This window comes from Streptomyces sp. NPDC059851 (assembly GCF_042732005.1).
Lineage (GTDB): Bacteria > Actinomycetota > Actinomycetes > Streptomycetales > Streptomycetaceae > Streptomyces.
In genome coordinates this window covers 63877-90151 of record NZ_JBHWJJ010000015.1, presented here as the reverse complement: position 1 = coordinate 90151, position 26275 = coordinate 63877, and the positions used below count along the sequence as shown (strand labels likewise).

Genomic DNA, 26275 nt, shown 5'->3' with positions numbered 1-26275 from the left:
CGCACAGGTATAGTCCACTCCCGTTCGTGTGAGCAAGATCATGCGCAGCCATGTCTGCCAGCTTTTCCGAGTTGAGACCTCGCCGAAACCTGGCCCTGCCCCCGGACGGCCGAAGGGCCGTACCCCCGTGACGGGGATACGGCCCTTCGGTGGAGCCCGGATCTACGGCTGCGGTCAGCCGCGGATCAGGTTGCGGAGCACGTACTGCATGATGCCGCCGTTGCGGTAGTAGTCCGCCTCACCGGGGGTGTCGATGCGGACGACCGCGTCGAACTCCACGCCGGAGTCGGTGGTGACCTTCACCGTGCGCGGGGTGGTGCCGTCGTTCAGCTCCTCCACGCCGGTGATGGCGAAGGTCTCCTCGCCGGTCAGGCCCAGGGAGGAGGCCGAGGCGCCCTCCGGGAACTGCAGCGGCAGGACGCCCATGCCGATCAGGTTCGAGCGGTGGATGCGCTCGTAGGACTCGGCGATGACGGCCTTGACGCCGAGCAGCGCGGTGCCCTTGGCGGCCCAGTCGCGGGAGGAGCCGGAGCCGTACTCCTTGCCCGCCAGGATCACCAGCGGGATGCCGGCGGCCTGGTAGTTCTGGGAGGCGTCGTAGATGAAGGAGACCGGGCCGCCCTCGACGGTGAAGTCGCGGGTGAAGCCGCCCTCGGTGCCCGGCGCGATCTGGTTGCGCAGGCGGATGTTGGCGAACGTACCGCGGATCATGACCTCGTGGTTGCCGCGGCGGGAACCGTACGAGTTGAAGTCGCGGCGCTCGACGCCGTGCTCGGTGAGGTACTTGCCGGCCGGGGTGTCGGCCTTGATCGCACCGGCCGGGGAGATGTGGTCGGTGGTGACCGAGTCGCCCAGCTTCGCCAGCACGCGGGCGCCGGCGATGTCGGAGACCGGGGTGGTCTCCATGGTCATGCCCTCGAAGTACGGGGGCTTGCGGACGTAGGTGGACTGCGGGTCCCACTCGAAGGTGTTGCCGGTCGGGATCGGCAGCGCCTGCCACTGGGCGTCGCCCGCGAAGACGTCCTGGTAGGACTTGGAGAACATGTCCTCGCCGATGGCGTTCGCCACGACGTCGTTGACCTCGGCCTCGGTCGGCCAGATGTCCTTGAGGAAGACCGGGTTGCCCTCGGTGTCGGTGCCGATGGCGTCCTTGGTGATGTCCACCTTCATGGAGCCCGCGATGGCGTACGCGACGACCAGCGGCGGGGAGGCCAGGTAGTTCATCTTGACGTCGGGGTTGATGCGGCCCTCGAAGTTGCGGTTGCCCGAGAGGACCGAGGTGACCGCGAGGTCGTGCTCGTTGATCGCCTTCGAGATCTCCTCGTCCAGCGGACCGGAGTTGCCGATGCAGGTGGTGCAGCCGTACCCGACGAGGTTGAAGCCCATCTTGTCGAGGTACGGCGTCAGGCCGGCCTTGTCGAAGTAGTCGGTGACGACCTTCGAGCCCGGGGCCAGGGTGGTCTTGACCCACGGCTTGCGGGCCAGGCCCTTCTCGACCGCCTTCTTGGCCACGAGCGCCGCGGCGACCATGACGTAGGGGTTCGAGGTGTTGGTGCAGGAGGTGATCGCGGCGACGGTGACGGCGCCGTGGTCGATCTCGAAGGAGGAGCCGTCGGCCAGGGTGACCAGGGTCGGCTTCGACGGGGCGCCGGCCGAGATGGCCGGGGCGTCGGAGGCCGGGAAGGACTCCTTGCCCGCCTCGTCGACCTCGTCGACGTAGTTGCGGACGTCCTGGGCGAACTGCTCGGCGGCCTGGGCCAGGACGATGCGGTCCTGCGGGCGCTTCGGGCCGGCGATGGAGGGGACGACCGTGGACAGGTCGAGCTCCAGCTTCTCGGAGAAGTCCGGCTCGGCGGCCGGGTCCAGCCAGAGGCCCTGCTCCTTGGCGTACGCCTCGACCAGCGCGACCTGCTGCTCGGAGCGGCCGGTGAGCTTGAGGTACTTCAGGGTCTCGCCGTCGATCGGGAAGATCGCGGCGGTGGAGCCGAACTCCGGCGACATGTTGCCGATGGTGGCGCGGTTCGCGAGGGAGGTGGCGGCGACGCCCTCACCGTAGAACTCGACGAACTTGCCGACGACGCCGTGCTTGCGCAGCATCTCGGTGATCGTCAGCACCAGGTCGGTGGCGGTGGTGCCGGTCGGCAGCTCGCCGGTCAGCTTGAAGCCGACGACGCGCGGGATCAGCATGGAGACCGGCTGGCCGAGCATGGCGGCCTCGGCCTCGATGCCGCCGACGCCCCAGCCGAGGACGCCGAGGCCGTTGACCATGGTGGTGTGCGAGTCGGTGCCGACGAGGGTGTCGGGGTAGGCCTGGCCGCCCCGGACCATGACCGTGCGGGCCAGGTGCTCGATGTTCACCTGGTGGACGATGCCGGTGCCCGGGGGGACGACCTTGAACTCGTCGAAGGCGGTCTGGCCCCAGCGCAGGAACTGGTAGCGCTCCTTGTTGCGGCCGTACTCCAGCTCGACGTTCTGGGTGAACGCGTCCGGCGTGCCGAACTTGTCGGCGATGACGGAGTGGTCGATGACCAGCTCGGCCGGGGCCAGCGGGTTGATCTTGGACGGGTCGCCGCCGAGCTCCTTCACGGCCTCACGCATGGTGGCGAGGTCCACGACACAGGGGACGCCGGTGAAGTCCTGCATGATCACGCGCGCCGGCGTGAACTGGATCTCCTGGCTCGGCTGGGCCTGCGAGTCCCAGCCGCCGAGGGCCCGGATGTGGTCGGCGGTGATGTTCGCGCCGTCCTCGGTGCGGAGCAGGTTCTCCAGCAGCACCTTCAGGCTGTACGGGAGGCGGGCGGAGCCCTCGACCTTGTCCAACCGGAAGATCTCGTACGACTCGTCGCCCACCTGCAGCGTGCTGCGGGCGTCGAAGCTGTTCGCCGACACGACAGTCTCCTTCATGCATGATTCGCGCGTGTAACCGCAATCCTGCCGCCACGCCCTGTGGCCAATCCGCTAAGGTAAGGCTAAGTTAGGTAGTCCTTACCAGCGGGGGCGGCTGCGGTACGCCTTCGGCAGATATCTCGATGTCGAGATAACTCTAGTGCATCGCCGCGCCCTGGTCATGCGCGGCGTGACTGTCCCTTGTCGTCCAATCCAGGCGTTTGACAGCGAACCCAGCCCGTTCGGCTTCTATGACAGTGAACCTAGTCGTGCGGGGGTGAGCACGCGGGGGCGCCGGAGACCGGGGGCCTCCGCCGCCGAAGTCAGCCGCCGACGTGGGTAGGAGGAGGCGCTGCGCGCAGGGCCGTCGATGAGCTGGACCGGGTCAGCCTGTCAGTTGGGCGAGGGCCAGCGCGTGAGCGCGGTCGAGGGAGTCAGCAGCAGCGCAGGGGATGTCCGGCTGCACGCCGGTGCCCTCCCAGTTCGTGCTGGAGACGGGGTTGATGGCGCGGCCGACGGGGACGGTGGCTTCCAGGTGTGGGTGCACGGTCCAGCCCTGGCATGGATGTGCGCCGCCGCGGGTGGGCTCGCCGACCACTAGGGCGCGGCCGAGCTGCTGGAGGTCGTACGCCAGCTCTTCAGCGGCGGAGAAGGTGCTGTCGCTGGACAGCACATACAGCGGTTTGCTGCCGCCGAAGCGCGCGCCGGGAACGTGCGGCAGGCTCCAGGACTGCTCGCTGCGCTCGCCGCTGCGCCAGTGCATGGTGTTGAGGTGGGTGCGCTCGTCGAGCAGGTAGCTGCAGACGAAGGCGACCGTGTCCGGGTCGCCGCCCCGGTTGGCGCGAAGGTCCACGATCAGCGCCTGGGCGCGGGAGGCCAGGGTGAGCGCGGCGCTCAGCGGTTCGGCGGCCCACTCCAGCGGAAACAGCATCGGTGCCAGCTCCACCACGGCGACCCCTCCGTCGAGCAACTCCACCCGGGGAGCACCGCCCAGCGAGGTGTCGAAGTCCCGGCGCATGGCGTCCAGGGTGGCCGCCCCCTTCTTCGGGGAGACCGGGTCGGCGTGGTGCTTCAGTCTCAGGTGTCGGTCGCCGTTGAGGGACTGCAGGTCCGCGGTGACCAGCCGGGCGAGCTCCTCGACATCGTCGACGTCGTAGGCGCCTTCGGTGAGGCGTCGTTGCAGCAGGCCGGCGAGCTGCTCGGCTATCTCGGGGAAAACGTAGTTTTCGGTCAGCAGCCGGGCGGTCTCGTCGATGACAGGGGCCGGCGGAAACTTCGTCGAAGTCGTCATGGCAGGGAGTAGAGCACCACCATTGCAAAAGCGTCAAAGAGTTTAGACACTTTGGTATGCGTGATCAGCCTCCCTATCTGCCACCCCCTGAGGACGTCCTGGGGATCGGTGCGCCTGAGCAGTTCGCGGCACTCGCCCACCCGTTGCGTCAGCGGTTGCTCTTCGCCCTGGGCCACCGGCCTGCTACCACCAGCCAGCTTGCGGCGCAGCTCGACGCGAAGAAGGGCAACGTGGCCCACCACCTCAAAGTGCTCCGCGAAGCCGGGCTGGTCCACATCGCCGAGACCCGCCAGGTCCGCGGCGGCACCGAGCAGTACTACCAGCGCACGGCCCGCCACATGGTCGTCGCCGAACCCCAAGCGGCAGGCACCGCCGCGATGCTCGCCGCGTTCGCCCAGGAGCTCGACCGCTCTCCCGCCGAGACCCACCTGACACTGCGCCACCTGCGTCTCAGCCCCGCGAAGGCACGAGAACTCGGCGAGGCCCTCGCCAAACTCGTCGACGAGGCCGAGGAAGATGCAGAGGACCAGCCCCTGCACGGTGTGTTGGCGGCGCTCTATCAGCAGGCCCTGCCGACCAGCACCACCAGTTCCGCTTAGCGGCCCCAACCTCACGAGACAGCACACCTGACTCACTCGAAAGGACAGTGACACACGCCGCACTCCGACGCGCCCTGCCGGCCCTGCCGGCCCTGCCGGCCCTGCCGGCCCTGCCGGCGTACGCTGCGCCCGGCCGGGGCGGGTCCTGCGCCCGGCCGTGGGATCCGTTCCTCCCCCGCCCGAAGACGGGGGCCTCCTGGAAGAAATCCGGTGCACGCGACCGACGCCACCCCCGGGGGACACGGCCCCCTCCCGCCACGGCCCGCCCTCCCCGACGTGGCCGGGGCCCGGCACCGGGGGGCGGCCGCCGCCGTCGGGGCGCGGTGGGAGGCGGTGACGCTGGCGTGGAAGTGGTACTCCGACTGCGCGGCGCTGCGCGGACCGGGTGGTCGGTACCCGGGGATCGCGCCGCTCCTGGAGGCCGTCCGCGCCGAGCCGCTGCTGCGCCGGCTCTACCCCGTGACCAGCCACTTCACGCTGAGTTTCAGCAGCTGCACGCAGCACCCGTTCGTCCTGGCGCTCACCTCCCTCACCCCCCTGTCCGGCGGGCTGTTCCAGATCCGCTCGCGCGCCACGGGTACCGTGACCGGCATCGTGGACAGCGCGCACCGAGCCGCCGCCCTCGCCGTCGCGGACCTGCCGGCCGGCTTCGGGCCGGCGGTCGCCGGCCCCGGCGACCGCGCGCGGCAGTGCTGAGGCGGGACCGAGCATCCGGAAGGGCGGGACCGACGCGCAGCCGAACGGGCAGCCTGACGGGCGGAAACCCGGTTGCCCGGGCGGGGCGGGGCTGCGAGCGTCGCCCCCATGCCCACCTTCCTCTCGTACGACGGCACCCGGCTCGGCTACCACGTCCTCACCGGACCGGACCCGGCCGGCCCGGACCTGGTCTGCCTGCCCGGCGGGCCGATGCTGGACTCCGCCTACCTCGGTGACCTCGGCGGCCTGGCCGCACACCGCCGCCTGATCCTCCTCGACCCGCGGGGTACGGGCACCTCGGCCGTGCCCGAGGACCCTGCGACCTACCGCTGCGACCGGCAGGTCGAGGACGTGGAGGCGCTGCGCCGCCACCTCGGCCCGGACCGGATGGACCTGCTCGCGCACAGCGCCGGCGCGAACCTGGCCGTGCTCTACGCGGCCCGGTACCCGCAACACACCGGCAAGCTCGCCCTGATCACGCCCAGCGTCGCCGCCACCGGCATCACCGTCAGCAGCGAGCAGCGGCTGACCGCCGCGCGACTGCGCCGGGACGAGCCCTGGTTCCCGACCGCCTTCGCAGCGCTGGAGCGCGTCGTCGCGGGCGGGGCCGGAGCCGACGACTGGCCGGCGGTCGAACCCTTCTTCCACGGCTGCTGGGACGAGGCGACCCGGACGTTCGCCGCCGACGGCGAGAGCCGGAAGAACCAGGAGGCGGCAGCCGCCTTCGGCGGCGAGGGCGCGTACGACCCGGTCGCACTGCGGGCCTCGCTGGGCCTCTTCGAGCCGCCGGTACTCGTCCTCGCCGGCGGGCTCGACCTGCAGGGCCCGCTCCCGGTCATGACGGAGTACGCCGGCCTCTTCAAGGACGCCCGGCTCACCGTCCGGCCCGGGGCCGGCCACTTCCCCTGGCGCGACGACCCCGCCGCCTTCACCTCGGCCGTGGCGGGGTTCCTGGCAGCCGGCTGAGCCCACGCGTCGGGCACGGCGTCGACCGGCGTCGACCGGAGGCGACCGGAGGCACCGTGCCAGGGCGCCCCACGGGGGTACGCCGCCGCCCCCGTCGCCATCTCCCCCCGCACGGAGGGCGGTTCGGCGCCCCGCCGCTCCGTCCCCGCACACCGCCGCGACCGCCGGAGCCGGTTCCCGCACCGGAGGACGGCCGAGGCCGTGCGCCGGGGCCGCGACGGACGAGCCCGTGACCGACCCGGGGGGGGCGAGCACACTTCACCCATTTGCCCGTATCTGCAACGAAAGGCCGAGCTCGCCCGCACCCGACCCGGTTCGCGAGCCGTGTGCGACGCCACCCGATCGGCCCTGCGATCCGGGTGAATTGACGGTCGGTGACACTCCCACGCACCACCCGACGCATGACTCATCTCATATCTGAGATACGGTGCACCCATGGCAGACGATTACCTCGTACGCATCGGCAAGCTCATCCGTGACGCCCGGCAGCACCGGGGCTGGACACAGAGTCAGCTCGCGGACGCCCTGGGCACCAGCCAGAGCGCCGTGAACCGCATCGAGCGCGGCAACCAGAACATCAGCCTTGAAATGATCGCCCGCATCGGCGAGGCGCTCGACAGCGAGATCGTCTCCCTGGGTTACTCCGGACCCATGCACCTGCGCGTGGTCGGAGGCCGCCGGCTGTCCGGCGCCATCGACGTCAAGACGAGCAAGAACGCGTGCGTGGCCCTGCTGTGCGCCTCCCTGCTGAACAAGGGCCGCACGGTCCTGCGCCGGGTCGCCCGGATCGAGGAGGTCTACCGCCTCCTGGAGGTCTTGAACTCCATCGGCGTCCGCACCCGCTGGATCAACGACGGCGTGGACCTGGAACTCGTCCCGCCGGCCGAGCTCGACATGGACGCCATCGACGCGGAGGCGGCCGTCCGGACCCGGAGCATCATCATGTTCCTGGGCCCCCTGCTCCACCGGATGGACCAGTTCCGCCTGCCCTACGCCGGCGGCTGCGACCTCGGTACCCGCACCATCGAGCCGCACATGATCGCCCTGCGCCGCTTCGGCCTGGACATCACCGCCACCGAGGGCATCTACCACGCCAAGGTCGAGCCGGGCGTCAGCCCCGGCCGCCCGATCGTGCTGACCGAGCGCGGGGACACGGTCACCGAGAACGCGCTGCTGGCCGCCGCCCGGCACGACGGCGTCACGGTCATCCGCAACGCCTCCTCCAACTACATGGTCCAGGACCTGTGCTTCTTCCTGGAGGCGCTGGGCGTCCGCGTCGAGGGCGTCGGCACCACGACCCTGACGGTCCACGGCGTCCCGAACATCGACGTCGACGTCGACTACTCCCCCTCGGAGGACCCGGTCGAGGCGATGAGCCTGGTCGCCGCCGCCGTCGTCACCGAGTCGGAGCTGACGATCCGCCGGGTCCCGATCGAGTTCATGGAGATCGAGCTCGCGGTCCTGGAGGAGATGGGCCTGGACCACGACCGCTCGCCCGAGTACACCGCCGACAACGGCCGTACGCGCCTGGTCGACCTGACGGTCCGCCCGTCGAAGCTCGAAGCTCCCATCGACAAGATCCACCCGATGCCGTTCCCCGGGCTGAACATCGACAACGTCCCGTTCTTCGCGGCCATCGCGGCCACCGCCCAGGGCAAGACCCTGATCCACGACTGGGTGTACGACAACCGGGCGATCTACCTGACGGACCTCAACCGCCTCGGCGGTCGCCTCCAGCTGCTGGACCCCCACCGCGTCCTGGTCGAGGGCCCCACCCGCTGGCGCGCCGCGGAGATGATGTGCCCGCCGGCCCTGCGCCCGGCGGTGGTCGTCCTGCTGGCGATGATGGCGGCGGAGGGCACCTCCGTCCTGCGCAACGTGTACGTCATCAACCGCGGTTACGAGGACCTCGCCGAGCGCCTCAACTCGGTCGGCGCCCAGATCGAGACCTTCCGCGACATCTAAGGGTCGCGGATTCCGGACCCCGCCCGACTCGGGCGGGGTCCTTGGCGTAAAAGCATCTAGATCATCCGGGCAGAACAGGCATCCTTCACAGAGACACTGACGGTGTCTCGAATTGAAGGGGTGGGGGATGGGGCTTCCGGAGCCGGTGGGACGGCAGTCGGACGTGGCGTACCTGCCCGCGGCCGGCCATCACGTGGTTCTCGGCACGGCGGGAACCGGCAAGACCGTGATGGCCATGCTACGGGCGCTGTACTTGTCGGATCCAGGCGTGTCGGGATCCGGCAGAACTTTGCTCGTAACCTACAACAACGCTCTCGTCTCCTACCTCAAACACTTCTCCAGCGAAACCGACCGGCTCGACATCCGCACCTACGGCCGGTTCGCCCGCGGCTTCTTGCACCACCACGGTGCGATGAAGGGCCGGGCGATTGCCTCGTCGTCCGTTCGTCGGCGGCTGATCCGGTCCGCGCTCAAGGCTGTGGCTTCGAATTACAGGCCGCACAAGTTCTTCGAGAGGGATCCCGGATGGTTCGAAGACGAGATCGCCTGGATCTCCGGCATGGGCCTGCGCACCTGGGAGGCGTACGAGGCCGTTGACCGGCTGGGCCGCCGGACGCCCCTCGGCGTCTCGCTGCGCAAGATCGTCTGGGAGATCGCGCAGGAGTACCGGCTGCAGCGGGCGGCAGCGGGTCACTCGTACGACTGGCACGACATGGCCGCCTCCGTGCGCGACCACCAGGCCGCGGACGACGGGCCGCGAATGTACCGGCACGTGATCATCGACGAAGGCCAGGACCTCTCCCCGGAGGAGATCCGGTCGCTCGCGGAGGTCGTCGACCCCGAGGGCTCCGTAACCTTCTTCGGCGACTACGCCCAGCAGATCTACGGGCAGGGGATGTCCTGGCGGGCCTGCGGCCTTAAGGTGGCCCGCGTCGAAACGTTCAAGGACAACTATCGCAATTCGACCGCCATCGCCGAGTTCGCCATCGCCCTGAGCGAGTTGCCCTTCTTCGGCCGCACCGACGAGCTCGTACCACCGGTCGCGCCCCGCTCCAAGGGTTCGCTGCCCACACTTGTCGCGTGCGTCGACCGCGCACAGGAGGTATCGGTGATCCGGTCGACCGCCCAGCAGCTGGGCCAGGTGGGGACGGTCGCCGTACTCGGCCGCACCTGGGCCGATGTGGACGAGGCGTGCGCGGGCCTGACGGTCCGGCGGATCGAGAAGGACCAGAAGTTTCGCTGGGACTACGCGCCGGGGGTGTACTGCACCACGTACCACTCAGCGAAGGGCCTCGAGTTCGACACGGTCCTGATGCCCTTCTGCTCCGGGGACACCGTGCCCCTCCCCGAGGTGGTCAAGGCCCTGGGCGTGGACGATGCTGACGAGCGGGAATCGAAGCTCCTCTACGTCGGCATCACTCGCGCCAAGTCGGACCTTGTCATCACCTACAGCGGAACGAAAACGCACCTGCTACCCGGAGGCGACGGCCTCTGCGCGGAGGTGCAGCCGTGACCCGTACCAGCGGCCTCACCCTGGCCGAAGCGCTGCGACGGAGCAGAGCCACCCGGCTCGCTCACTTCACGCCTGCCCGTAGCTTCCCGCACATTCTGCGCGACGGGGCGATCCGCAGCAGCAAGGACCTCGCGGAAACGGCACCCGAGCAGTTCACCCCCACCGATCGTGAGCGGTTCGACCAACAGCCCGACAAGGTCTGCTGCACCTTCCAGTTCCCCAACGGCTACTACCTGGCACAGGCTCGGCAGAAGCCCGACCACCAGAACTACCCGGACTGGATCTGCCTGTTCCTGGACGTGGAGCTGGCCCTGCGCGAAGGCACGCTCTTCGCGCCTTGCAACGCGGCGAAGCAGAACGGCGCGCGGCTGCGCCCTGGCCCCGAAGCGCTGCTGGAACTCTTCGCCACGACGAGCGACAACTGGCCGCGTGGAGCGGGCCACCTCCAGGGGGCCGCCACCAACTTGCAGGCGGAGGTGCTGGTACCAGGCCCGATTGAGCTCAAGCACGTACTGGCCGTCGTTATGCCCAGCCACGAGGCGGTGACCAACGAGCTGGCGCGGCTCCGCGTCCTCAAAGCAGAAGTACCGCCTTTGACCTGGCTCGTGGAGCCGGTGCTGTTTGATAAGAACCGACTGAGCAGCCGCGTGCGCAACGGGCCTCCCCTCACCGAGGCCGTCTGGGTGCCGCCGCAGAGTGATGGGATGGCCCGGTGACCGGACAGAAGCCGGCAGACCTGTTGAACCGTACCCGCGGCCTGCTGTTCGGGGCGGCCGTCGGTGATGCCTTGGGCTGGCCGCAGGAGCAGCGCAGCGGCATCGTCGGAGGCCATGCCTCGCGGACCACAGCCCCGGCTCTCGCCTTCCGCCCGTGGCTGCGCTGGGCCGGCAGCCAGTACACCCGCTACCGGGACCCGGTCGCAGCGGGCGAGTACAGCGACGACACCCAGCTGCTGCTGGCCACGGCTCGCGCCTGCCTACGCGGAGACGACTGGCAGACCTGGCTTACCGACGTCGAGCTCCCGGCATGGCCGCTCTACCAGCGCGGTGGCGGTCGGGCCGTGCTCAGCGCGTGCCGCAGCTGGCAGGCCGGTGCCCGCCCGTGGGAAGGTCAACGCAAGAACGTCAGCGCCTACTTCAACGCCGGCGCCAACGGTGTGGCCATGAGGATCGCGCCCCACGCCGTCCACACGCTGACCGACTCCTCTCCCGAGCGGCTGATGTCACGTGTGGTCGCCGACGGAGTGCTGACCCACGGTCATCCGCGCGCGCTGCTCGGCGCGGCGGTCTATGCCCTGGCCATCCGACACACGCTCCGCCAGCAGGACGCCGGTGAGTATGGGGACGTCGTGCTCGCCGTGGCCGGCATGCCACAGTGGCGCGACCCCGTCCTCGCGCGCGGGGCCCTCCCTGAGGGCTGGTCAGCCGCTTTCACGGATGCCACTGGTGGTTCGTTCGACACAGCATGGGCCGACACCGCTCGGGAGATGGACGAGCTGCTCGCAACGGCGCGATCATCCTTGGAGCGGGCTGCCCTTGCCGACGACGCTCAGACCCTTGCGGCACTCGGCTGCTTCGACAAGCAGCGCAACGGCGCGGGAACCGTCTCGGCGGCCGCCGCCTGCTACCTGGCGGCGCGTTCCTCCGTACGTCCGACCATGGGGCTACTCAGGGCTGCCTTCCTGGACCGTGCCGACACCGACACGCTCGCCTCGATGACCGCCGCGCTGCTCGGCGCCCTGCACGGCACGGACTGGATCGCGCCGCTCATGCGGGAGATCCAGGACGATGCCTGCCTCTCACGCACTGCCGCCGCGCTGGTCGAACCGCTCCCTGCCGCGGACGCGACCGAGAAGGACCGCCCTGAGGTGCAACAGGCCCAGTGGCTCAGCTCCCTCGCGGAGGACGGGAGCACGGAGCGGTTCGTCGACGGCCGCGCTGTGACACGGGTGCGGCAGTACAGCCTGGACAGCAAGAGCCAGGACGTCACGCGCTTCGCACTGACCCTGGACGACGGCCAGTCGCTGTACGTGGATCGTGCGGTGAAGCGGGGAGGGTCTCCGGCCCCCGTACGGCAGGAGCCGCCGGCCGCAACCGCCGCCGCGGTGACCCGTATGGCCATCCATGTGCGCAACCTCGCGGAGACCCGGAAGTTCTACGGCGAGGTGCTCGGGCTTCCCGTGCAAGACAGGGGTCCCGTGCTCTATGTGACGCCCTGGCTGGCCTTGTTGGAGATGTCGGGCCCCTTGGACACTCCGACGGCAGGACCGTTGCAGTTCACCGTGCAGACCTCGGACCCGGCGCGCATCACGGCCATGGTGGAGAAGCACAACGTGCCGATCACCCCACGGGGCCCCCGCGACATCCCGGGGTCTCTGCGGGTGATCGACCCGGACGGACACGAGGTCCTGGTCTGGCCGGTGGATGGGCGTCCCGTCGCATAGCAGGACCTCGTGGCCGGTGTGCCGTCTCCAGGGGAACGGGTCCTCGCCGTCCGTGATGAAGGCCTCGTACACCGGGCCGGTCGAGTGTCAGGAGCAGCCACCCAGAGGCCCGGCACACAAGCAGCACAGGGGAGGTTCCACTCAGAGACTCACGGTCAGGGCGAGCGCCGGCCGGCCTCGCCGACGCGACCCGGACGGCGCCCAGCAGACCAGAGACCGATGCCGAGACCCACGAGGACAGGATGCGCTCGGAGCTGCAGCTTGAGCGCGCTCAGCGCGGCTTGTGCAAGGAACGTGCGAGACGATCTTTGTTGGGCTCCATCTTCGCCGGTCAGAGGCCATGTAGAGCAGGTCCGCGACATCTGGCGCGAGGGCGCCGCCGTGCCCCGTTCCGACTGCGGAGATCGCGGGTCGGGGTGGGGTGCGGCGGCGCCTGCGTCTTCGCTCAGAGGGCCGAGAGTTCGCCCAGCAGGTCGTCCAGGCCGAGGGAGCCCTGGGACAGTGCGGCCATGTGCCAGGCCTTGAGGTCGAAGTCCGCGCCGTGCCGGGCCCGGGCCGCTTCCCGGCCCGCGAGCCAGACCCGCTCGCCGAGCTTGTAGCCGATGGCCTGGCCGGCCATGCCCAGGTAGCGGGTGATCTCGCTCTCGACGTAGTCGGCCGGGCGGCTGGTGTGCCGGGCGAGGAACTCCTGGGCCAGCCCCGGCGTCCAGCGCTCGCCCGGGTGGAACGGGGAGTCCTTCGGGATCTCCAGCTCCAGGTGCATGCCGATGTCGATGACGACGCGGACGGCCCGCATCATCTGCGCGTCCAGGTAGCCCAGTCGCCGCTGGGGGTCGGTCAGGAAGCCCAGCTCGTCCATCAGGCGCTCGGCGTACAGCGCCCAGCCCTCGGCGTTGGCGCCGACGCAGGCCACGGTGGTCTGGTAGCGGGAGAGGCTGTCGGCCACGTGCGCCCACTGGGCCAGCTGGAGGTGGTGACCGGGTACGCCCTCGTGGTACCAGGTGGTGACCAGGTCGTAGACGGGGAAGCGGGTCTGCCCCATCGTGGGCAGCCAGGTGCGTCCCGGCCGGGAGAAGTCCAGCGACGGCTCGGTGTAGTAGGGGGCGGCGGCGCTGCCCCGCGGGGCGATGTGCGACTCGACCCGGCGTACCCGCTCGGCGAGTTCGAAGTGGGTGCCGTCCAGCGTGTCGATGGTTTCGTCCATCAGCGACTGGAGCCACTGCCGGGTCTCTTCCACGCCCTCGACGGCTTCGCCGTGCCGGTCGCACCAGGCCAGTGCCTCCCACGGGGTGCCGGCGCCCGGCAGGACCCTTTCGGCCTCGGTGCGCATCTCGGCGAGAAGTCGGTGGAACTCCGCCCATCCGTAGGCGTAGGCCTCGTCCAGGTCGAGGTCAGCGCCGTTGTGGTGGCGGGCGAGACGGACGTAGCGTTCCCGGCCGACGACGTCCGGGGCGCCCTCGACGGCCGGGGCGTAGCTGTCGCGGAGCCAGTCGCGCAGTTCCGCCACGGCGCCGGTGGCGACCGTGGCGGCCGCGGTGAGCTCGCCCCGCAGCGGCTCGGGCCCGGGGTCGGTGAACTCCGCGAACCAGCTCCGGTCCGTTCCGATCCATTCGGTCAACTGACCGACGACGGCCGCGACCTGACGCGGTGCTGCGGGCAGCTTGCGGGTGAGGCCTTCGTTCAGGGAGGCCCGGTAGCCCGCCAGGGCATCCGGCAGGGCGCGCAGCCGGCGCGCGATCGCCGCCCAGTCCTCGTCCGTGTCCACGGGGGTGAGGGTGAAGGCGTCGCGTACCTGGTGCAGCGGCGAGCCGAGGTTGGCGACCGCGCGCAGGCCCTCGCCCGCCTCGTCCACGGCGAGTTCGGCGGTGAGCCGCTCGCGCAGCAGCCGGGCGCAGCGGCGTTCGGTGATGTCGTCGGCGCCGGGGGCGGCCTCCGCCGCGGCGAGCTGCCCCAGGGTCGTACGGGCCAGCCCGGCCACCGCCTCCCGGCCCTCCGGCGAGAAGTCGGGGAGCCGGTCGGAACTCCCGGCGACGCCGAGGAAGGTCCCGGTGATCGGGTCGAGTTCGATGAGGGCGTCGACGTGGGCGTCGGCCAGCTGGCGGGGCAGCCGGCCACCCGGGGGATTATGGGAAGGGGACATGTGAGCCGTCCTCGTAACGATTCTTCTGCGATGTGAGCCGGACAGGGGAAGTCGATGCCTGCGCCGCAACGGAACACGGTGCACCCGCCGCCGTGCGTTCTGCGCGGGGGATCAGATCCATTCGCGGTTCCGGGCGATGCGCAGCGCATCGATGCGATTGCGTGCACCCGTTTTCACCACGATGGTCGAGATGTAATTGCGCACCGTCCCCTCGGAGAGGGCGAGCCGTGCGGCGATCTCCTCCACCGTGTCGCCGCCGGCGAGGAGTTCGAGTACGGACGACTGCCGGGGGGTCAGCGGGAAGTCCTCGTTGGACACGGCTGCGACCGCCAGCTCGGCGTCGAAGGCCCGCTCACCCCGGTGCACCAGGTGGACGGCCTCGAAGAGGCGCTCGGGCGGGACGCTGCGCCGCACCATTCCGTCGATTTCCCCGGTGAAGACCCTGCGGACGACCGGCCGGACGCACGCGGTGGCGACCAACAACGTGCGGACCCCCGGCAGGATGGCCATCTTCTCTGCGATGTCGACCGTTTCCTCGTCCCGGCCGTCGAAACTGACGAGCACGACATCGGGTCGATTCAGTTCGGCGAACTCAAGTGCGGCATAGATGCTGTCCGCCGCTCCCACGACCGTGATGTCGGGGGGCTGCTCCAGTAATGCCGTGAGCGCGTGCCGGGACAGGGCGAGGTCATCGTAAACCAGCACATCGACACTCATTCGATTCCCCCTGTGCATTGAGACGGTGCAGCAACAGCGTGCCCGTAGGGCCGCTGAACCGGCGCGACCCGGGAGTCATGGGCATACCGGACACCCTTCCACGCGCAGGTGCGCCGGACGTCGAACTGACCGCTGCCTCTGTCAGCTCGCGCCCGGCGGCGGGCGGTGCCGCGGGAGGGGCTCCGGCGCGGGCGACGGCGCCCCGGTCAACGCAGCGGTGTCAGGGGGAGTGCGAGGAGGTCCACACCGTGCGGTGGGCCCGTGAGCGCGCCGACCTTCGTCCAGCCCCACCGCCGGTACGCCTCGCGCGCCGACGCCCCGCTCGACGCGGCGAGTACGGCGAACGGCTCGGTGCGGTCGGCCAGCAGCAGGTCCAGCAGCGCGCGGCCGTGCCCGCGGCCGCGCAACTCCGCGACGACCGCCAGCTCGTAGACGTAGAACAGCGGTCGGCGCAGCCACTCGGGCGCCGGGGTGGCCGCGCGCGGATGCCACCACCCTTCCCCGCGGTGCACCCCGTAGGCGAATCCTCCGAGCGCACCGCCGTGGAGGACGGTGGTCACGGAGAAGCCGGGGAGTGCCGCGTGGCCGGCCAGCTGTCGGGCGAAGTCGTCCGCGGCCGCCGCGTCCTCGTGGTAGGGCGGCTCGCGGTAGACCCGGTGGTAGACGTCGCGGAACTCCTCCGGGCTGCGGACTTCGGCCCCGCGTTCAGGCATGGACGGTATCCCGCTGGACGTGGGCGGGCAGCACCCGGCGGAGTGCGTGCAGCACCACGAGCGCCGCGAGGCAGCAGAGGCCGAGCGCGAGCCACGGCAGGCCGGCTCCCCGCGCCAGCAGCCAGGTGAACACCGTCGGTGCCAGCACCCGGGCCAGGCTCCACATCAGCTCCTCCAGCCCCAGGTACCGGCCGCGAAGGTGCCCGGCGGCCATCCCCACGATCAGTGCACTGCTGGTCGGGGCCTGGAGCAGCTCCGCGACCGTGAAGACGACCATGCCCAGGACGAGCCCGCCGAAGGCCAGGCCGACGTGGTCGCCGGGCACGGCCGCGAACAGGACGAAGGACACCATCCACAGGACGGCCGCCACCTGGAGCACTCCGGGCCGCCGGTGCCGCTCGACCGCCTTGGCCAGTGCGGTCTGCCCCAGCACCACCATGACGGTGTTGATCGCGAACAGCATCCCCGGCTGCCACGCCGGCAGCCCGCGCGCCTCGATCACGTAGGCGCTCAGCAGCAGGGTCAGCGCGAGGTCGCACAGCGCGAACACCCAGACGGTGGCCAGGACACCGAGGAACGCCCGGTCGGCGAGTACCTCCCGGTACCCGCCGCGCGGCTGCTCCGGAGCGTCCTTCGCGACCGGGGCCGAGCCGTCGCCGACGGGACGCAGGACGGCGGTCCGGCGCCAGGTCGCGACCAGCCCGGCCGCGACGAGGAACGACACGGCGTTCAGCACGACCACGGCGGTGTAGCCCGAGGTGCCGCCCCAACCGACGAGTGTGCTGCCCACCAGTCCGCCGGCGCCGATCCCTGCGTTGCGCAGGGATCGGTCCATCGCGTACCAGCGCGCCCGGTGCCCGTCGTCGGCCACCTGCGCCACCAGCGCGAAGACCGCGGGCCGGAACAGGCTGTCGCCCCACAGGGTGGCCGTGACCAGGACGACCAGCTGCCAGGGCGTGTCGGTGAACACGTAGGCGGTGAAGGTCAGGACGCGGACCAGGTTGCTCGCGACCAGCACGCTCCGCGGCCCGATCCTGTCGATCAGCCGGCCCCCGAGGGGTCCCGCGGGCAGTGAGAGCAGCGCGCCGGCGGACAGCATCAGTCCGACCGTGGTCAGGGGGATGCCCTTGGCGGCGTGGAAGTACACGACGGCGAACGGGAGGAAGAGCCCGGTGCCCAGGGCGTCGACGACCTGCGCGACGATCAGGGGCCTGCGGCCTTCGGTGTTCGGCAGGCCGAGTGTGTCGATGACAGCCATCGGAATCCCTCACGCGTGGGGTAGGGGGAAGACGTTGAACTCCTCTTCGGGCAGCGGCTGCGACCGCCAGCCGAGCCGGACCCCCGCACGGCTGATCCTGCCGTCGCCCCACATGGGTGTGCCGGCGGGGAAGTTGGACACGAGGCCGGGCACGATCGTGTGGGCGGCGTTGAACCCCGCCGCTTCGGCGTCGCAGGTCGTCAGGTCGACGCTGATGACCTCGAAGCCACGGGCCTCGACCCGTTCGCGGTAGGCGTCGAGGCTCCGCTGCGGGAGCGCGGGCAGTCCGTCCCAGGGGCGGGCGGGGAGGTCCTGGACCCAGGGTGCGACCCGCTGTCCCGCCCGCGGGTCGAGGTGGACCTGCTGCTGGCACAGCAGGTCGCGGACGTCGCTGAAGTCCGGCCGGTAGGAGTCGAGGTAGCGCCAGTCGGCGCGGTACGGCTTGAGGTTGCCCAGGTGCGGCAGCTCCGCCCGGCCGTCCTCCAGCGCCTTGTCGTCGTCGAGGAAGTGGCAGGTGTGGTGCAGCGTGAATCCTTCGGCGAGGGCCTTCTCCGCCGCCTCCTGCGGGTCGGGGCGGGTGGCGAAGCCGATGGTCAGCCACCCGGTGGCACGGTCGCGCACGACCGCGGCGAGCACCGGGACGTCGAACTCGTTGTCCAGGGGGATCAGGGTGATGCCGTAGGCGTCCTGGCTGTCCGCGACCAGCTCGCGGATCCGGTCGGTCACCGGCAGCCGGGGAAGGCGGGCGGCGTTGGCCCACCACAGCATGGTGGTGTCGCGCTCGATCACCTCTTCGAGTCCCGAGGTGACGGCGTGTTCCTCGCTCACGCCGCAGGCCACGCCCGCCACCAGCGGGTCGGAGTAGGCGACGGGGTCGTGCTCCCCGTGGGCGACCAGGAAGGCGGGCACCCACACCGGCTCGCCGGTCGTCCAGGAGCGGCCCTCGACCCAGGCGCACTCCGCGTCCACGGTCAGGGGTGCGAAGGGGAATCCCGCGCTGCGGTACTGCCGCTGCGAGTACAGGTGCAGCCGGCGCGGGTCGAGCGCGGGCACGCCGTCCCTGCGCAGCTGGGCGTGGCTGCCGTATCGGAGCCGGTCCTCGGGCAGCCGGCTGCCGCAGTAGCGTTCGACGGCCTCGCCGACGGCGCTGCGGCGGGCGGCGTCGAAGTCGGACCAGGACGTGCCGAACGCCTGGCGGTCGTTGGGCCAGTCCGCGACGCGCCGCATGTCGGCGACGTCCACCGCGCACACCCGCAGCCGCGCCGGCATGCCCGGCAAGGGGGCCAGCTCCTGGACGCCGGTCACCACGCCGACCTGGTCGTCGACGAGCAGGTCCGCCTCGGCGTCGCCGCGCACCACGGGCCGCGGCCGCGTGGGAACCGGCAGGACGGTGCGCCGGATCCGGTCGAGCCGGCGCGGATCGAGCTCGACCTCGTCGACGGCGGCCTCGCCCGTGACCCAGCGCTCCAGGTACGTGCCGAGCTGTGCCAGGGTCCAGCGGACGTCGCCGTCGCGGAGCCGGTGGCCGTCGGGCTGCGGCGCGGTCCGCACGGCCTCGACGATCCGCGGGTCGTGCGCCGCGGCGAGCCGGCGGTCCAGGACGTCTGCGAAGTCCGCCGTGGTGCCGGGGGTGATGGCGGGGCCGAGGACTGCCCGGCCTCGTTCGTGACGCAGCGGCAGCCAGCGCAGGCCGAGCCGGGCGCACAGTTCGTCGATGCGGCTCAGTTCGAGGTGGGCGGGGTGGGAGAAGGCGGCGACGAGCACGGTGTCGCGGACGTCGACGGCGTTCAGGTCCTCCGGGGCCGGCCCGACGTGTGCGTATCCGGTGGTGCCCAGCGCGTGGGCGAGCGGGGCGGTGAGTTCGGGCGCGCCGGTGATGAGGACCGTGGTGCGTGCCAGGCGCGCCGCCCGCTCAACGTCGAGGGTGGAAGTGGCCGGGCGCAGGCAGCCGTCGTGCCGCAGGACGTCGAGGACCTCGGCGTATTCGGAGGGCATTCCCGCGAGCAGTTCGCTGCGGGTCCTGGTTCCGTCGCAGAGCGCCAGCCACGCGCGGAAATCGGATGGAGGGGCGGAAATGTAGAACTGCCCACCGTTCGGGGTGGCGAGGAAGCACAGATCCTGTTCTAGGTCGTACACCTCCACGCCCACGACTTCCAAAGCGGTTTCGTCCGCCGGCATATCAGCCCCCATGGAAACTGACTCCTTATGCAAAGGGCCACGGTCCCGGGGGGAACCCGGGACCGTGGTCGAATGACCTCAGAAGGTCACCGTCACTTGGCGACCGAGCGGTTGTGCACGACGGCGCGGTTGTGGACGACCGCACGGTTGTGGACGACGGCACGGTTGTGCACGACGGCGGTGACGACGTTGGCCTTGACGGTCGAGATCATTGGAATACCTCCCGTTTCGGTGTCAGTGACGGGAAAAACGTTACGGATATTCACCGGCGCTGCCCAGGTGCATTCCTCACGAATCTTCATGGATACTGCACGGTGCACGGGAGGCCCGGTGCGGCAATACGTCAGGTGCAACCTGCCGGGACTGGCGCGCAGTTCCGCCGCGGGCGGCCGGCGTGGGCAATCGCGGTCGGCGGCCCCGCGGGCCGACCTTGCCGCCGGGCGGTCGTACGCCCGCTGCGGCGCTCGACCGGCTCAGCGGGCGCGCGGATTAGGCTTTGCGCATGACGACGCAGAAGACAGGCCGTGTGAATGTGGACGCGATGCTCGGGGACCTCAGGACGCTCGTCGAAACCGAGTCCCCGTCACGCGATCCCGACGCCTTGACGGCTTCGGCCAAGGCCGTCGCCGGCGTCATCGAGAGCCGCCTCGGCGGGCATGCCGTCCTCATCGAGAGCGAGGCCGGGCCGCACGTCCACTGGTCGGGCGGCGGCGAGCCCAAGGTCCTGGTCCTCGGCCACCACGACACGGTGTTCCCGCTCGGCACCCTGGAGCGGCGCCCGTTCACCGTCGAGGACGGGCACGCGACCGGCCCCGGGGTCTTCGACATGCTCGGCGGCCTGGTGCAGGCCGTGCACGGACTGGCTGCCCTGGACGACCGGTCGGGCGTGGAGATCCTGGTGACGGCCGACGAAGAGGTCGGCTCGCGCTCCTCGCGGGCCCTCATCGAGGAACGGGCCCTCGCCTGCGGGGCGGTGCTCGTGGTCGAGGGTGCCGCGGACGGCGGCGGTCTCAAGACGGGTCGCAAGGGCTGCGGTTCCTTCCACGTCTCCATCACGGGCCGGGCCTCGCACGCCGGCCTCGAACCCGCCGCCGGGGTCAACGCCCTGGTCGAGGCGGCGCACCAGGTGCTGGACATCGCGGCCCTCGCCCGGCCCGGCATCGGTACGACGGTCACCCCGACCGTTGCCTCCGCGGGCACCCTGGACAACGTGGTCCCCGCGGAGGCGACCGTCACCGTCGACGTGCGGGTGGAGTCGGACGACGAGAAGGAGCGCGTCGAGTCGGCCTTCGCCGCCCTGACCCCGCACCTCGACGGGGCGGAGATCACGGTGGAGGGATCCATCGGCCGGCCCCCGATGCCGGAGTCGGCCTCAGCCGAACTCTTCGCCCTGGCCCAGAAGTTGCTGCCCGGCCTGGAAGGATGCGCGGTCGGTGGCGGTAGCGACGGCAACTTCACCGCCGCCCTGGGCGTGCCCACCCTCGACGGCCTCGGGGCGGTCGGCGGCGGCGCCCACGCCGACCACGAGTACGTGGTCGTCGACGCCATGGCCGAACGCGCCTACCTGCTGGCCGACTTGGTCGCCGCCCTCCAGAGCACCTGAGAACCGCGTCCCGGCGCGGGCCCGTCCGGCCGGACGGGTCGTGCGGGTGAAGGAGCGGCGGTCCTCCGCGCTGCTCAGCCGCAGCTCCCGCAGCCAGGCGTGCGGGGTGGTGCCGGTGGCGTCGCCGAACGGGCCGCGAAGGAGCGTTTGCTCATCACGGCGCGCCGGGCCGGTTCCGCGACCGGAAGCGGCTCGTGGAGGTGCTCGCGGGCCCGGGCGAGCACGTCGGCGGGGCGCTCGTCCCGCCCCTCCTCGGGGACGGGGACGGCCAGGTACTGGACCTGTTCGCCGTCGCGGTGCGAGGGCAGCACCACGTCCCGGGCGATGTGGTTGACCACGGCGGCTCCGTGCTCGCGCCTGATGAGGTGCAGGCACAGGCCGGCGCCGGCGGCTCCCGCCCCTGTCGCGATCCGCCCCTCGTCGACGTACGGGGCATCGGGTTCGACGGTGACGTCCGGACGGCTGCGGGCCAACAGCCCGGCGGAGCGCCAGTGGGTGGTGGCCCGTCGGCCGTCGAGCAGGCCGGTGGCGGCGAGCGTGAACGTGCCCACGCAGGGGGCGGCGATCAGCGAGCCGCGTTCGTGGGCGGCCGCCAGGGCGGCGAGGACTTCGGGGCCGAGCGGCGCGTGGAAGCCGGTACCCGGCAGGACGATCACGAGCTCGGCGGCGGCCGGCCGGCCGGGGCCGTGCGCGAGGGTCAGCGGCACGCCGGCGTCGGTGGGGCCGGCCCCCGGCTGGTCACTGCACACGGCGGGGTCGAAGCCGGGCGCTTCCTGCCCGTGCGGGCCTCGGACCCGACGACATCACCGACGTGGTGCTCAGCCACCACCACCCGTCCCCGCGGTTGGTCCGCATCCCCGGGGCACAGCCGGGAGGACATCACACGGCTCGCGGGGACCGCGAGGGGCTGCGGGCCTCCCGGCTTCGGGTGCTGGGCTGCCGCTGCGGACGTGATCGTGCCCGGCCACGGCGCCCCGTTCGGGGCCGACGGCACGGCACCCCGCCAAGCAGCAGTAGACACAGACACTGTCTACGAACGTCTGGTAGACAGTGTCCATGGACACTGAGGGCTCCCTGCGGGAACGACTGGTCGACGTCGGCGTGGATCTCGTACTGACGGAGGGCTCCGCGTCCTTGGGGCTGCGCGAGATCGCCCGCAGGGCGGGCGTGTCGCACGGGGCGCCCCGCAGGTATTTCCCCACGCACCACGCCCTGCTGTCCGCGATCGCCCGGCGCGGCTTCGAGGACCTCGCCGCCCGGGTCGGGGCCGCGATCGCCGGCACGGCATCGCCGCGGGCCCAGTTGCAGGCCGTCGCGCAGGTGTACGTCGGGTACGCGCTGGAGCGCCGGGGCATGTTCGAGCTGATGTTCCGGCACGACCTCCTCGACAGCGATCAGCACGCCTCCGGCGAGCGACGACTGCGGGAGTCGACGATCCCGCTGTTCGAGGGCATCGTCGCCCTGGTCGCCCGGTGCAGGACGGAACAGGACCCCGCACGGCGGCCCGCCGGGTCGGACGCGCCCGCGCAGGCGGCCGTGACGGCCGCGGCCCTGTGGTCGAACCTGCACGGCATCGCCCAACTGTGGGCGTGGGGCAGCCTGCAACTCACCCTCGGCGCCCCGGAGCCGGACGGTGCACCGGGTCGCGACCCGCTCGACCGGCTCGTCACGGCGGCCCTGGACGCCCACCTGGGTCCGGCGGGCCCGTGACCACGCCCGCACTCGGGACGGAGCCGGTACCGACGTCCGCAGCCGCGTTCCCCCGCACGGAAAGACAGGTGAGATGACCCCCGACCCCACGGTCGACGACCACACCGAGGCGCCCGCTTGCGCCACCGACTACGACACCTCGGAGATGCTGCGCCAGGTGTTCCTGCGCGCACTGACCGTCCCCCTCGACCACCTTGCGGCCCCGGGCGCCGTACGGGTGGGAACGGACCCGGTGCCCCGTATCTGACACCCTCGACACCCGTCGCCTCCTCGCCTCGGACGAACAGCACGTGCGGCATCCCCACGGCCCCGTGCCGGGCCGGGTCGATCCCCTGGCCGTCGACTCCGCCGCCGACGTCCGGCTGCGCCTCGCCGAACCGGTCGGCGAGGCGGTCGAGTTGATCGAGGCATGTCCTCGTGGTGGTCCGCGGTCCACGGACACGACCACCCGGTACTCGACGAAGCGGTACGCACCCGGTGGGGACGGATGAGCCATGTCGTGTTCGGCGGGCTCACGCACGAGCCCGTGGTCCGACTGGCCGCCCGGCTGGCGGAGATCACACCGGATCCGCTCCAGCCGGACGTCTACCGGACCGGGCCGGCCACCGTTTCGACGGGCGGAGGGGACGACGGCTTCTCCTCGCGGGTGAGGCCCGCCAGTTCTTCCGGCGGTTCGGCACCGTCCCGGACGGCCGCGACGTAGGCCCTCGCTCCCTGCAGGCCCAGCCGCGGGGCGTGCTTGCGCAGGTGGCCCATCGCGGCCACGGCGCCGGCGGAGCGCACGAGCGCGCGAACTGCAGCGGCGAGCGGATCGGGTCGCCTGGTGCCCTTGACCTGCAGGAGGTACTGGTCCTCCCAGTCCTCGTCGTCCCACCAGACGGCGGGGACGTGGTGGATGCTCCCGTCGTACCGGTCCACCAGGTAGTGGCCGCCGACGAAGCTGCCGGTCATGACGGGGCGGCGGGCCTGTTCCGCCGAGCGCCAGAAGACGAGCCAGCCGACGGGGCGTTCCTCCACGTGGTAGAGCTCCGGCGTGGGGGGAGAGCCCGCCCAACGCCACCTCGGCAGCTCTTCGGCCAGGAAGGACTCGACGAGCTCGACGGCGCGTTCCTTGGTGATCATGGTCTCTCTCCCTCCACGACGGGTCGATCGGATCACGGCAGGGCGGTGGAGGTCCGGTCGGGGCGGTCGGCGTCGCGGGCCTCGCGCGTGGGGTAGAAGCGCCACTCGCCGTCGCGGAGCTCGGCCACCGGGTCGGACCAGTTCTCGTGCGGCTCCGGGTCCACGATGTGGGTGGAGGCGGTGGCGACGTCGTGGATCACCAGCGAGAGGACGGCGATCGTGCCCATGGCGTAGTGCCCCTGCAACGGGTGGTCGTCCGGGGCGGCCATCTCCGCGACGAAGAAGCGGCCGTCCACCCAGTAGCCGGAGGCTTCGAGGAAGCCCGGCGCCTCCACCCGGACCCCGTCCACCCACAGCATCACCCGGGACCACCGGCCTTCGACGTTCACCGCCCGGTGACGGTCGTCGGCGGTGAACGTGGCCCGTACCGCGAACCGGCTGTAGCAGTCCGTGAAGCTGCTGCAGGCGCCGGCCACCGGGCCGTGGCGCAGCAGCGGCCGCCCGCCCTCGGGCGGCGGTACGTGGTCTTTCGAGCAGGTCTGCGGCTCCCGGCAGGCGCGGTCGACCCGGCGGGTGCAGCCGAGGCCGAGCGCCGCGAAGTCGCGCGGCGCGAGCCGGGAGAGGAGCTCGCCCAGCCGCTCGCAGTATTCCTGTTCGCCCAGCCCTGCGATCTGCTCGGCCGCGTCCCGCCACCACTGCCGGACCGCGACCGCCTCGGGCGAGCGGTCCAGCCAGTCCTGCCACGGGTCGGTTTCCGGCTCCTGCCGCCCCGGCCGTGCCGTGTCGGGCACCGCCTCGGCAGCTGCCCGGTGCCTTCTCCTGCGCCACGACCACATCGCTCGCACCACCCCCGCGGCCGATCGTAGGTCCCGACACCAGCGGGCGCCCGCGGATTGTGGCGCCGGGCGGGCGTCCCCCGCTCGTCCGAAGGGGTGATAGTCGGGGCGACGCGCCGGTCCGGACCGCCCCCGGCGGCGATCATGAGCAGCGCGCATGCGACCGCGTGCACCGGGATTCCAGGAGGGCCGGATCCATGTCCGACAGGGTCAGGATCGACACCGACGTCTGCATCGGCAGCAGCCAGTGCGCTCTGCGCGCGCCCGCCGTTTTCACCAGCGACGACGACGGGTTCGGGATGGTGATTCCCGGGCAGGAGGACGGCGGCGGCGACCCGATGCTGAAGGAGGCCGCCCGGGCGTGTCCCGTGCAGGCGATCACCCTTCCCGGCGCGTGACCTCCGTCTGGCTGCCGCCCGAGGAGTTCGCCGAGACCCTGCCCAAGGCGACCGCCTTCGCCTGCCTGTTCTTCACCGACGAGCGGGAACGGCCGGTGCAGCTGCGGGCGGTGTACTCGCGCAGCCACCCGTGGCAGTGGCCCGGCGGCTGCATGGAGGAGGGCGAGCGGCCCTGGGAGACCGCGTTGCGCGAGTGCCGGGAGGAGACCGGCATCGTCCACGACGGCCCCCCGCGGCTGCTGACCACGGTCTTCGGCCTGCCCGGCAGGAAGTGGCCGCACAGCACGATCGGCTTCGTCTTCGACGGCGGCCGGCTCACCTCCGAGCAGGTCCGGGCGATCACCCTCGACCCGGCCGAACACGACGACGTACGGGCGCTGCCGCTCGATCAGTGGCGGGCCCTGATGCCGCCGCAGGACTTCGCGCGGCTCGAAGCCGCCATGGAAGCCCGCCGCACCGGAACCGCCACCTATTTCGACACTTGGGACTGGGAGGACTGAGGACCGGCCCGGCGGACGGGGCCGGCGGCGGCTGGCCTGAAAAGGCGTCCCGCTGCGGCGGCGGGTGCGCGTACTCTGCGGCGGTTGCGCACTGCGTCGATCTTGGGGGGCCGGTCATGTTCCAGCGTCGGGGGTTTGCCGTGGCAGCGGCCGTGGGGGCGGTCGCCGCACTGGTGAGCGGCTGCCAGGATCCCGCGCCGGCCGGGAAGCGCAAGGGCGCGGACGCGCCATCCGCGGCAGCCCCGGCCGCGCCCGCGCCGAGTGCGACCGGGCCGGTCATGCCGGCGCTGGTCGGGCAGAAGTCGGCCGATGCCGAGACGGCCGTGAAGAAGCTGGTCACCGCCCCGATCGAGGCGCGGAGCGCGTACGTCGACGTGAAGCTCGCCGCCGACCACGCCCAGTGGTCCGTGTGCTTCCAGACACCGGCCGCGCAGAGCCCGGTCACCCCGGCCACCGCCGTCGAGCTGTCCCTGGTGGCGCCCGGCACGCCCTGCCCCGCACAGGCGGGCGCGACACTGCGGCCGTCGAAGGCCCCGGCCACCCCCACCGCTTCCGCCCCGAAGCCGGCGGCCTCGACGCCCGTCACCTCCGGCGGCGGTTCCGTCGTGTACAAGAGCTGCGCCGAGGCGAAGGCCGCGGGTGCCGCCCCGATCCGCCGTGGCCAGCCGGGCTACAGCCGCACCCTCGACCGCGACAACGACGGCGTCGCCTGTGACAAGTAGGAGCCCGGTACCGGCCAGT

At 71.5% G+C, this 26275-nt stretch carries 23 protein-coding genes and 1 pseudogene; 14 read left to right on the top strand and 10 right to left on the bottom strand.

Annotated elements, in window-relative coordinates; all coding sequences use genetic code 11:
• Positions 1-174 precede the first annotated feature (174 nt).
• Both acnA and ACFV7Q_RS07835 read right to left on the bottom strand, forming a co-directional pair.
• A complete protein-coding gene (gene acnA / locus ACFV7Q_RS07840) occupies positions 175-2889 on the bottom strand; it encodes an aconitate hydratase AcnA (protein WP_385424956.1) in 2715 nt (904 codons plus the stop codon).
• A 382-nt stretch (positions 2890-3271) separates the two neighbouring features.
• Entirely contained in the window at positions 3272-4177 is a 906-nt protein-coding gene (locus ACFV7Q_RS07835) for a S41 family peptidase (protein ID WP_385424953.1), read from the bottom strand.
• A gap of 56 nt (positions 4178-4233) precedes the next feature.
• On the opposite strand from ACFV7Q_RS07835, the gene ACFV7Q_RS07830 reads away from it, so the two are divergent.
• The 7 genes from ACFV7Q_RS07830 to ACFV7Q_RS07800 all read left to right on the top strand — a co-directional run bounded on the left by ACFV7Q_RS07830 (position 4234) and on the right by ACFV7Q_RS07800 (position 12359).
• The gene (locus ACFV7Q_RS07830) at positions 4234-4776 is read left to right on the top strand and encodes an ArsR/SmtB family transcription factor (RefSeq protein WP_385424951.1); all 543 of its coding nucleotides are present in this window, start codon (positions 4234-4236) and stop codon (positions 4774-4776) included.
• 210 nt (positions 4777-4986) lie between these two features.
• Positions 4987-5472 (top strand): DUF6193 family natural product biosynthesis protein, encoded by a 486-nt coding sequence (locus ACFV7Q_RS07825; protein WP_385424948.1) that lies wholly within the window; start codon positions 4987-4989, stop codon positions 5470-5472.
• A gap of 108 nt (positions 5473-5580) precedes the next feature.
• The gene (locus tag ACFV7Q_RS07820; protein ID WP_385424945.1) at positions 5581-6438 is read left to right on the top strand and encodes an alpha/beta fold hydrolase; all 858 of its coding nucleotides are present in this window, start codon (positions 5581-5583) and stop codon (positions 6436-6438) included.
• Positions 6439-6873: 435 nt separating this feature from the next.
• Positions 6874-8403 (top strand): helix-turn-helix domain-containing protein, encoded by a 1530-nt coding sequence (locus ACFV7Q_RS07815; RefSeq protein WP_385424942.1) that lies wholly within the window; start codon positions 6874-6876, stop codon positions 8401-8403.
• Positions 8404-8530: 127 nt separating this feature from the next.
• Positions 8531-9916 carry a 3'-5' exonuclease gene (locus ACFV7Q_RS07810; RefSeq protein ID WP_385424939.1) on the top strand — a complete coding sequence of 462 codons (1386 nt, stop codon included), beginning with the start codon at positions 8531-8533 and terminating at the stop codon, positions 9914-9916.
• Positions 9913-10632 (top strand): DarT ssDNA thymidine ADP-ribosyltransferase family protein, encoded by a 720-nt coding sequence (locus ACFV7Q_RS07805; protein ID WP_385424936.1) that lies wholly within the window; start codon positions 9913-9915, stop codon positions 10630-10632. Before ACFV7Q_RS07810 ends, ACFV7Q_RS07805 begins: the two co-directional genes overlap by 4 nt.
• Entirely contained in the window at positions 10629-12359 is a 1731-nt protein-coding gene (locus ACFV7Q_RS07800; protein ID WP_385424933.1) for an ADP-ribosylglycohydrolase family protein, read from the top strand. Before ACFV7Q_RS07805 ends, ACFV7Q_RS07800 begins: the two co-directional genes overlap by 4 nt.
• Before the next feature lie 445 nt (positions 12360-12804).
• Here ACFV7Q_RS07800 and ACFV7Q_RS07795 read toward each other — a convergent pair whose 3' ends face one another.
• From ACFV7Q_RS07795 to ACFV7Q_RS07775, 5 genes are all read right to left on the bottom strand, one after another.
• Positions 12805-14499 (bottom strand): DUF885 domain-containing protein, encoded by a 1695-nt coding sequence (locus ACFV7Q_RS07795; RefSeq protein ID WP_385424930.1) that lies wholly within the window; start codon positions 14497-14499, stop codon positions 12805-12807.
• 111 nt (positions 14500-14610) lie between these two features.
• Complete coding sequence (locus tag ACFV7Q_RS07790) at positions 14611-15204, bottom strand: response regulator transcription factor (protein ID WP_385424928.1); 594 nt, start codon at positions 15202-15204, stop codon at positions 14611-14613.
• Positions 15205-15422: 218 nt separating this feature from the next.
• On the bottom strand, positions 15423-15929 hold the full coding sequence (locus ACFV7Q_RS07785; RefSeq protein ID WP_385424925.1) for a GNAT family N-acetyltransferase: 507 nt from the start codon (positions 15927-15929) through the stop codon (positions 15423-15425).
• Entirely contained in the window at positions 15922-17187 is a 1266-nt protein-coding gene (locus tag ACFV7Q_RS07780) for an MDR family MFS transporter (protein WP_385424923.1), read from the bottom strand. The genes ACFV7Q_RS07785 and ACFV7Q_RS07780 overlap by 8 nt, the downstream gene beginning before the upstream one ends.
• 9 nt (positions 17188-17196) lie before the next feature.
• Entirely contained in the window at positions 17197-19377 is a 2181-nt protein-coding gene (locus tag ACFV7Q_RS07775; protein WP_385424922.1) for a YcaO-like family protein, read from the bottom strand.
• A gap of 490 nt (positions 19378-19867) precedes the next feature.
• On the opposite strand from ACFV7Q_RS07775, the gene ACFV7Q_RS07770 reads away from it, so the two are divergent.
• On the top strand, positions 19868-20968 hold the full coding sequence (locus tag ACFV7Q_RS07770) for a M20 family metallopeptidase (protein ID WP_385424920.1): 1101 nt from the start codon (positions 19868-19870) through the stop codon (positions 20966-20968).
• Positions 20969-21042: 74 nt separating this feature from the next.
• Here ACFV7Q_RS07770 and ACFV7Q_RS07765 read toward each other — a convergent pair whose 3' ends face one another.
• Positions 21043-21717, bottom strand: a complete 675-nt coding sequence (locus tag ACFV7Q_RS07765; protein ID WP_385424917.1) for a GlxA family transcriptional regulator — start codon at positions 21715-21717, stop codon at positions 21043-21045.
• Positions 21718-22024: 307 nt separating this feature from the next.
• On the opposite strand from ACFV7Q_RS07765, the gene ACFV7Q_RS07760 reads away from it, so the two are divergent.
• From ACFV7Q_RS07760 to ACFV7Q_RS07750, 3 genes and pseudogenes are all read left to right on the top strand, one after another.
• Positions 22025-22678, top strand: a complete 654-nt coding sequence (locus ACFV7Q_RS07760; RefSeq protein ID WP_385424914.1) for a TetR/AcrR family transcriptional regulator — start codon at positions 22025-22027, stop codon at positions 22676-22678.
• A 73-nt stretch (positions 22679-22751) separates the two neighbouring features.
• The gene (locus ACFV7Q_RS07755) at positions 22752-22925 is read left to right on the top strand and encodes a hypothetical protein (RefSeq protein ID WP_385424911.1); all 174 of its coding nucleotides are present in this window, start codon (positions 22752-22754) and stop codon (positions 22923-22925) included.
• 43 nt (positions 22926-22968) lie between these two features.
• Positions 22969-23255: pseudogene (locus tag ACFV7Q_RS07750) on the top strand (aminotransferase class III-fold pyridoxal phosphate-dependent enzyme); the annotation flags it as partial.
• Positions 23256-23263: 8 nt separating this feature from the next.
• Here ACFV7Q_RS07750 and ACFV7Q_RS07745 read toward each other — a convergent pair.
• Entirely contained in the window at positions 23264-23800 is a 537-nt protein-coding gene (locus ACFV7Q_RS07745) for a hypothetical protein (protein WP_385424908.1), read from the bottom strand.
• A 32-nt stretch (positions 23801-23832) separates the two neighbouring features.
• Positions 23833-24591 (bottom strand): hypothetical protein, encoded by a 759-nt coding sequence (locus ACFV7Q_RS07740; RefSeq protein ID WP_385424906.1) that lies wholly within the window; start codon positions 24589-24591, stop codon positions 23833-23835.
• A gap of 242 nt (positions 24592-24833) precedes the next feature.
• On the opposite strand from ACFV7Q_RS07740, the gene ACFV7Q_RS07735 reads away from it, so the two are divergent.
• The 3 genes from ACFV7Q_RS07735 to ACFV7Q_RS07725 all read left to right on the top strand — a co-directional run bounded on the left by ACFV7Q_RS07735 (position 24834) and on the right by ACFV7Q_RS07725 (position 26256).
• Positions 24834-25034 (top strand): ferredoxin, encoded by a 201-nt coding sequence (locus ACFV7Q_RS07735; RefSeq protein ID WP_385424903.1) that lies wholly within the window; start codon positions 24834-24836, stop codon positions 25032-25034.
• Positions 25031-25534 carry an NUDIX domain-containing protein gene (locus tag ACFV7Q_RS07730; RefSeq protein ID WP_385424900.1) on the top strand — a complete coding sequence of 168 codons (504 nt, stop codon included), beginning with the start codon at positions 25031-25033 and terminating at the stop codon, positions 25532-25534. The genes ACFV7Q_RS07735 and ACFV7Q_RS07730 overlap by 4 nt, the downstream gene beginning before the upstream one ends.
• A gap of 140 nt (positions 25535-25674) precedes the next feature.
• Positions 25675-26256, top strand: a complete 582-nt coding sequence (locus ACFV7Q_RS07725) for an excalibur calcium-binding domain-containing protein (protein ID WP_385424898.1) — start codon at positions 25675-25677, stop codon at positions 26254-26256.
• Positions 26257-26275 lie beyond the last annotated feature (19 nt).

Coding starts and splice junctions, on each gene's coding strand:
- ACFV7Q_RS07795 (WP_385424930.1), bottom strand. CDS start 14,499: ATGTCCCCTTCCCATAATCCCCCGGGTGGCCGGCTGCCCCGCCAGCTG.
- ACFV7Q_RS07820 (WP_385424945.1), top strand. CDS start 5,581: ATGCCCACCTTCCTCTCGTACGACGGCACCCGGCTCGGCTACCACGTC.
- ACFV7Q_RS07775 (WP_385424922.1), bottom strand. CDS start 19,377: ATGGGGGCTGATATGCCGGCGGACGAAACCGCTTTGGAAGTCGTGGGC.
- ACFV7Q_RS07830 (WP_385424951.1), top strand. CDS start 4,234: ATGCGTGATCAGCCTCCCTATCTGCCACCCCCTGAGGACGTCCTGGGG.
- ACFV7Q_RS07760 (WP_385424914.1), top strand. CDS start 22,025: ATGGACACTGAGGGCTCCCTGCGGGAACGACTGGTCGACGTCGGCGTG.
- ACFV7Q_RS07815 (WP_385424942.1), top strand. CDS start 6,874: ATGGCAGACGATTACCTCGTACGCATCGGCAAGCTCATCCGTGACGCC.
- ACFV7Q_RS07780 (WP_385424923.1), bottom strand. CDS start 17,187: ATGGCTGTCATCGACACACTCGGCCTGCCGAACACCGAAGGCCGCAGG.
- ACFV7Q_RS07835 (WP_385424953.1), bottom strand. CDS start 4,177: ATGACGACTTCGACGAAGTTTCCGCCGGCCCCTGTCATCGACGAGACC.
- ACFV7Q_RS07735 (WP_385424903.1), top strand. CDS start 24,834: ATGTCCGACAGGGTCAGGATCGACACCGACGTCTGCATCGGCAGCAGC.
- ACFV7Q_RS07810 (WP_385424939.1), top strand. CDS start 8,531: ATGGGGCTTCCGGAGCCGGTGGGACGGCAGTCGGACGTGGCGTACCTG.
- ACFV7Q_RS07785 (WP_385424925.1), bottom strand. CDS start 15,929: ATGCCTGAACGCGGGGCCGAAGTCCGCAGCCCGGAGGAGTTCCGCGAC.
- ACFV7Q_RS07755 (WP_385424911.1), top strand. CDS start 22,752: ATGACCCCCGACCCCACGGTCGACGACCACACCGAGGCGCCCGCTTGC.
- ACFV7Q_RS07770 (WP_385424920.1), top strand. CDS start 19,868: ATGACGACGCAGAAGACAGGCCGTGTGAATGTGGACGCGATGCTCGGG.
- ACFV7Q_RS07745 (WP_385424908.1), bottom strand. CDS start 23,800: ATGATCACCAAGGAACGCGCCGTCGAGCTCGTCGAGTCCTTCCTGGCC.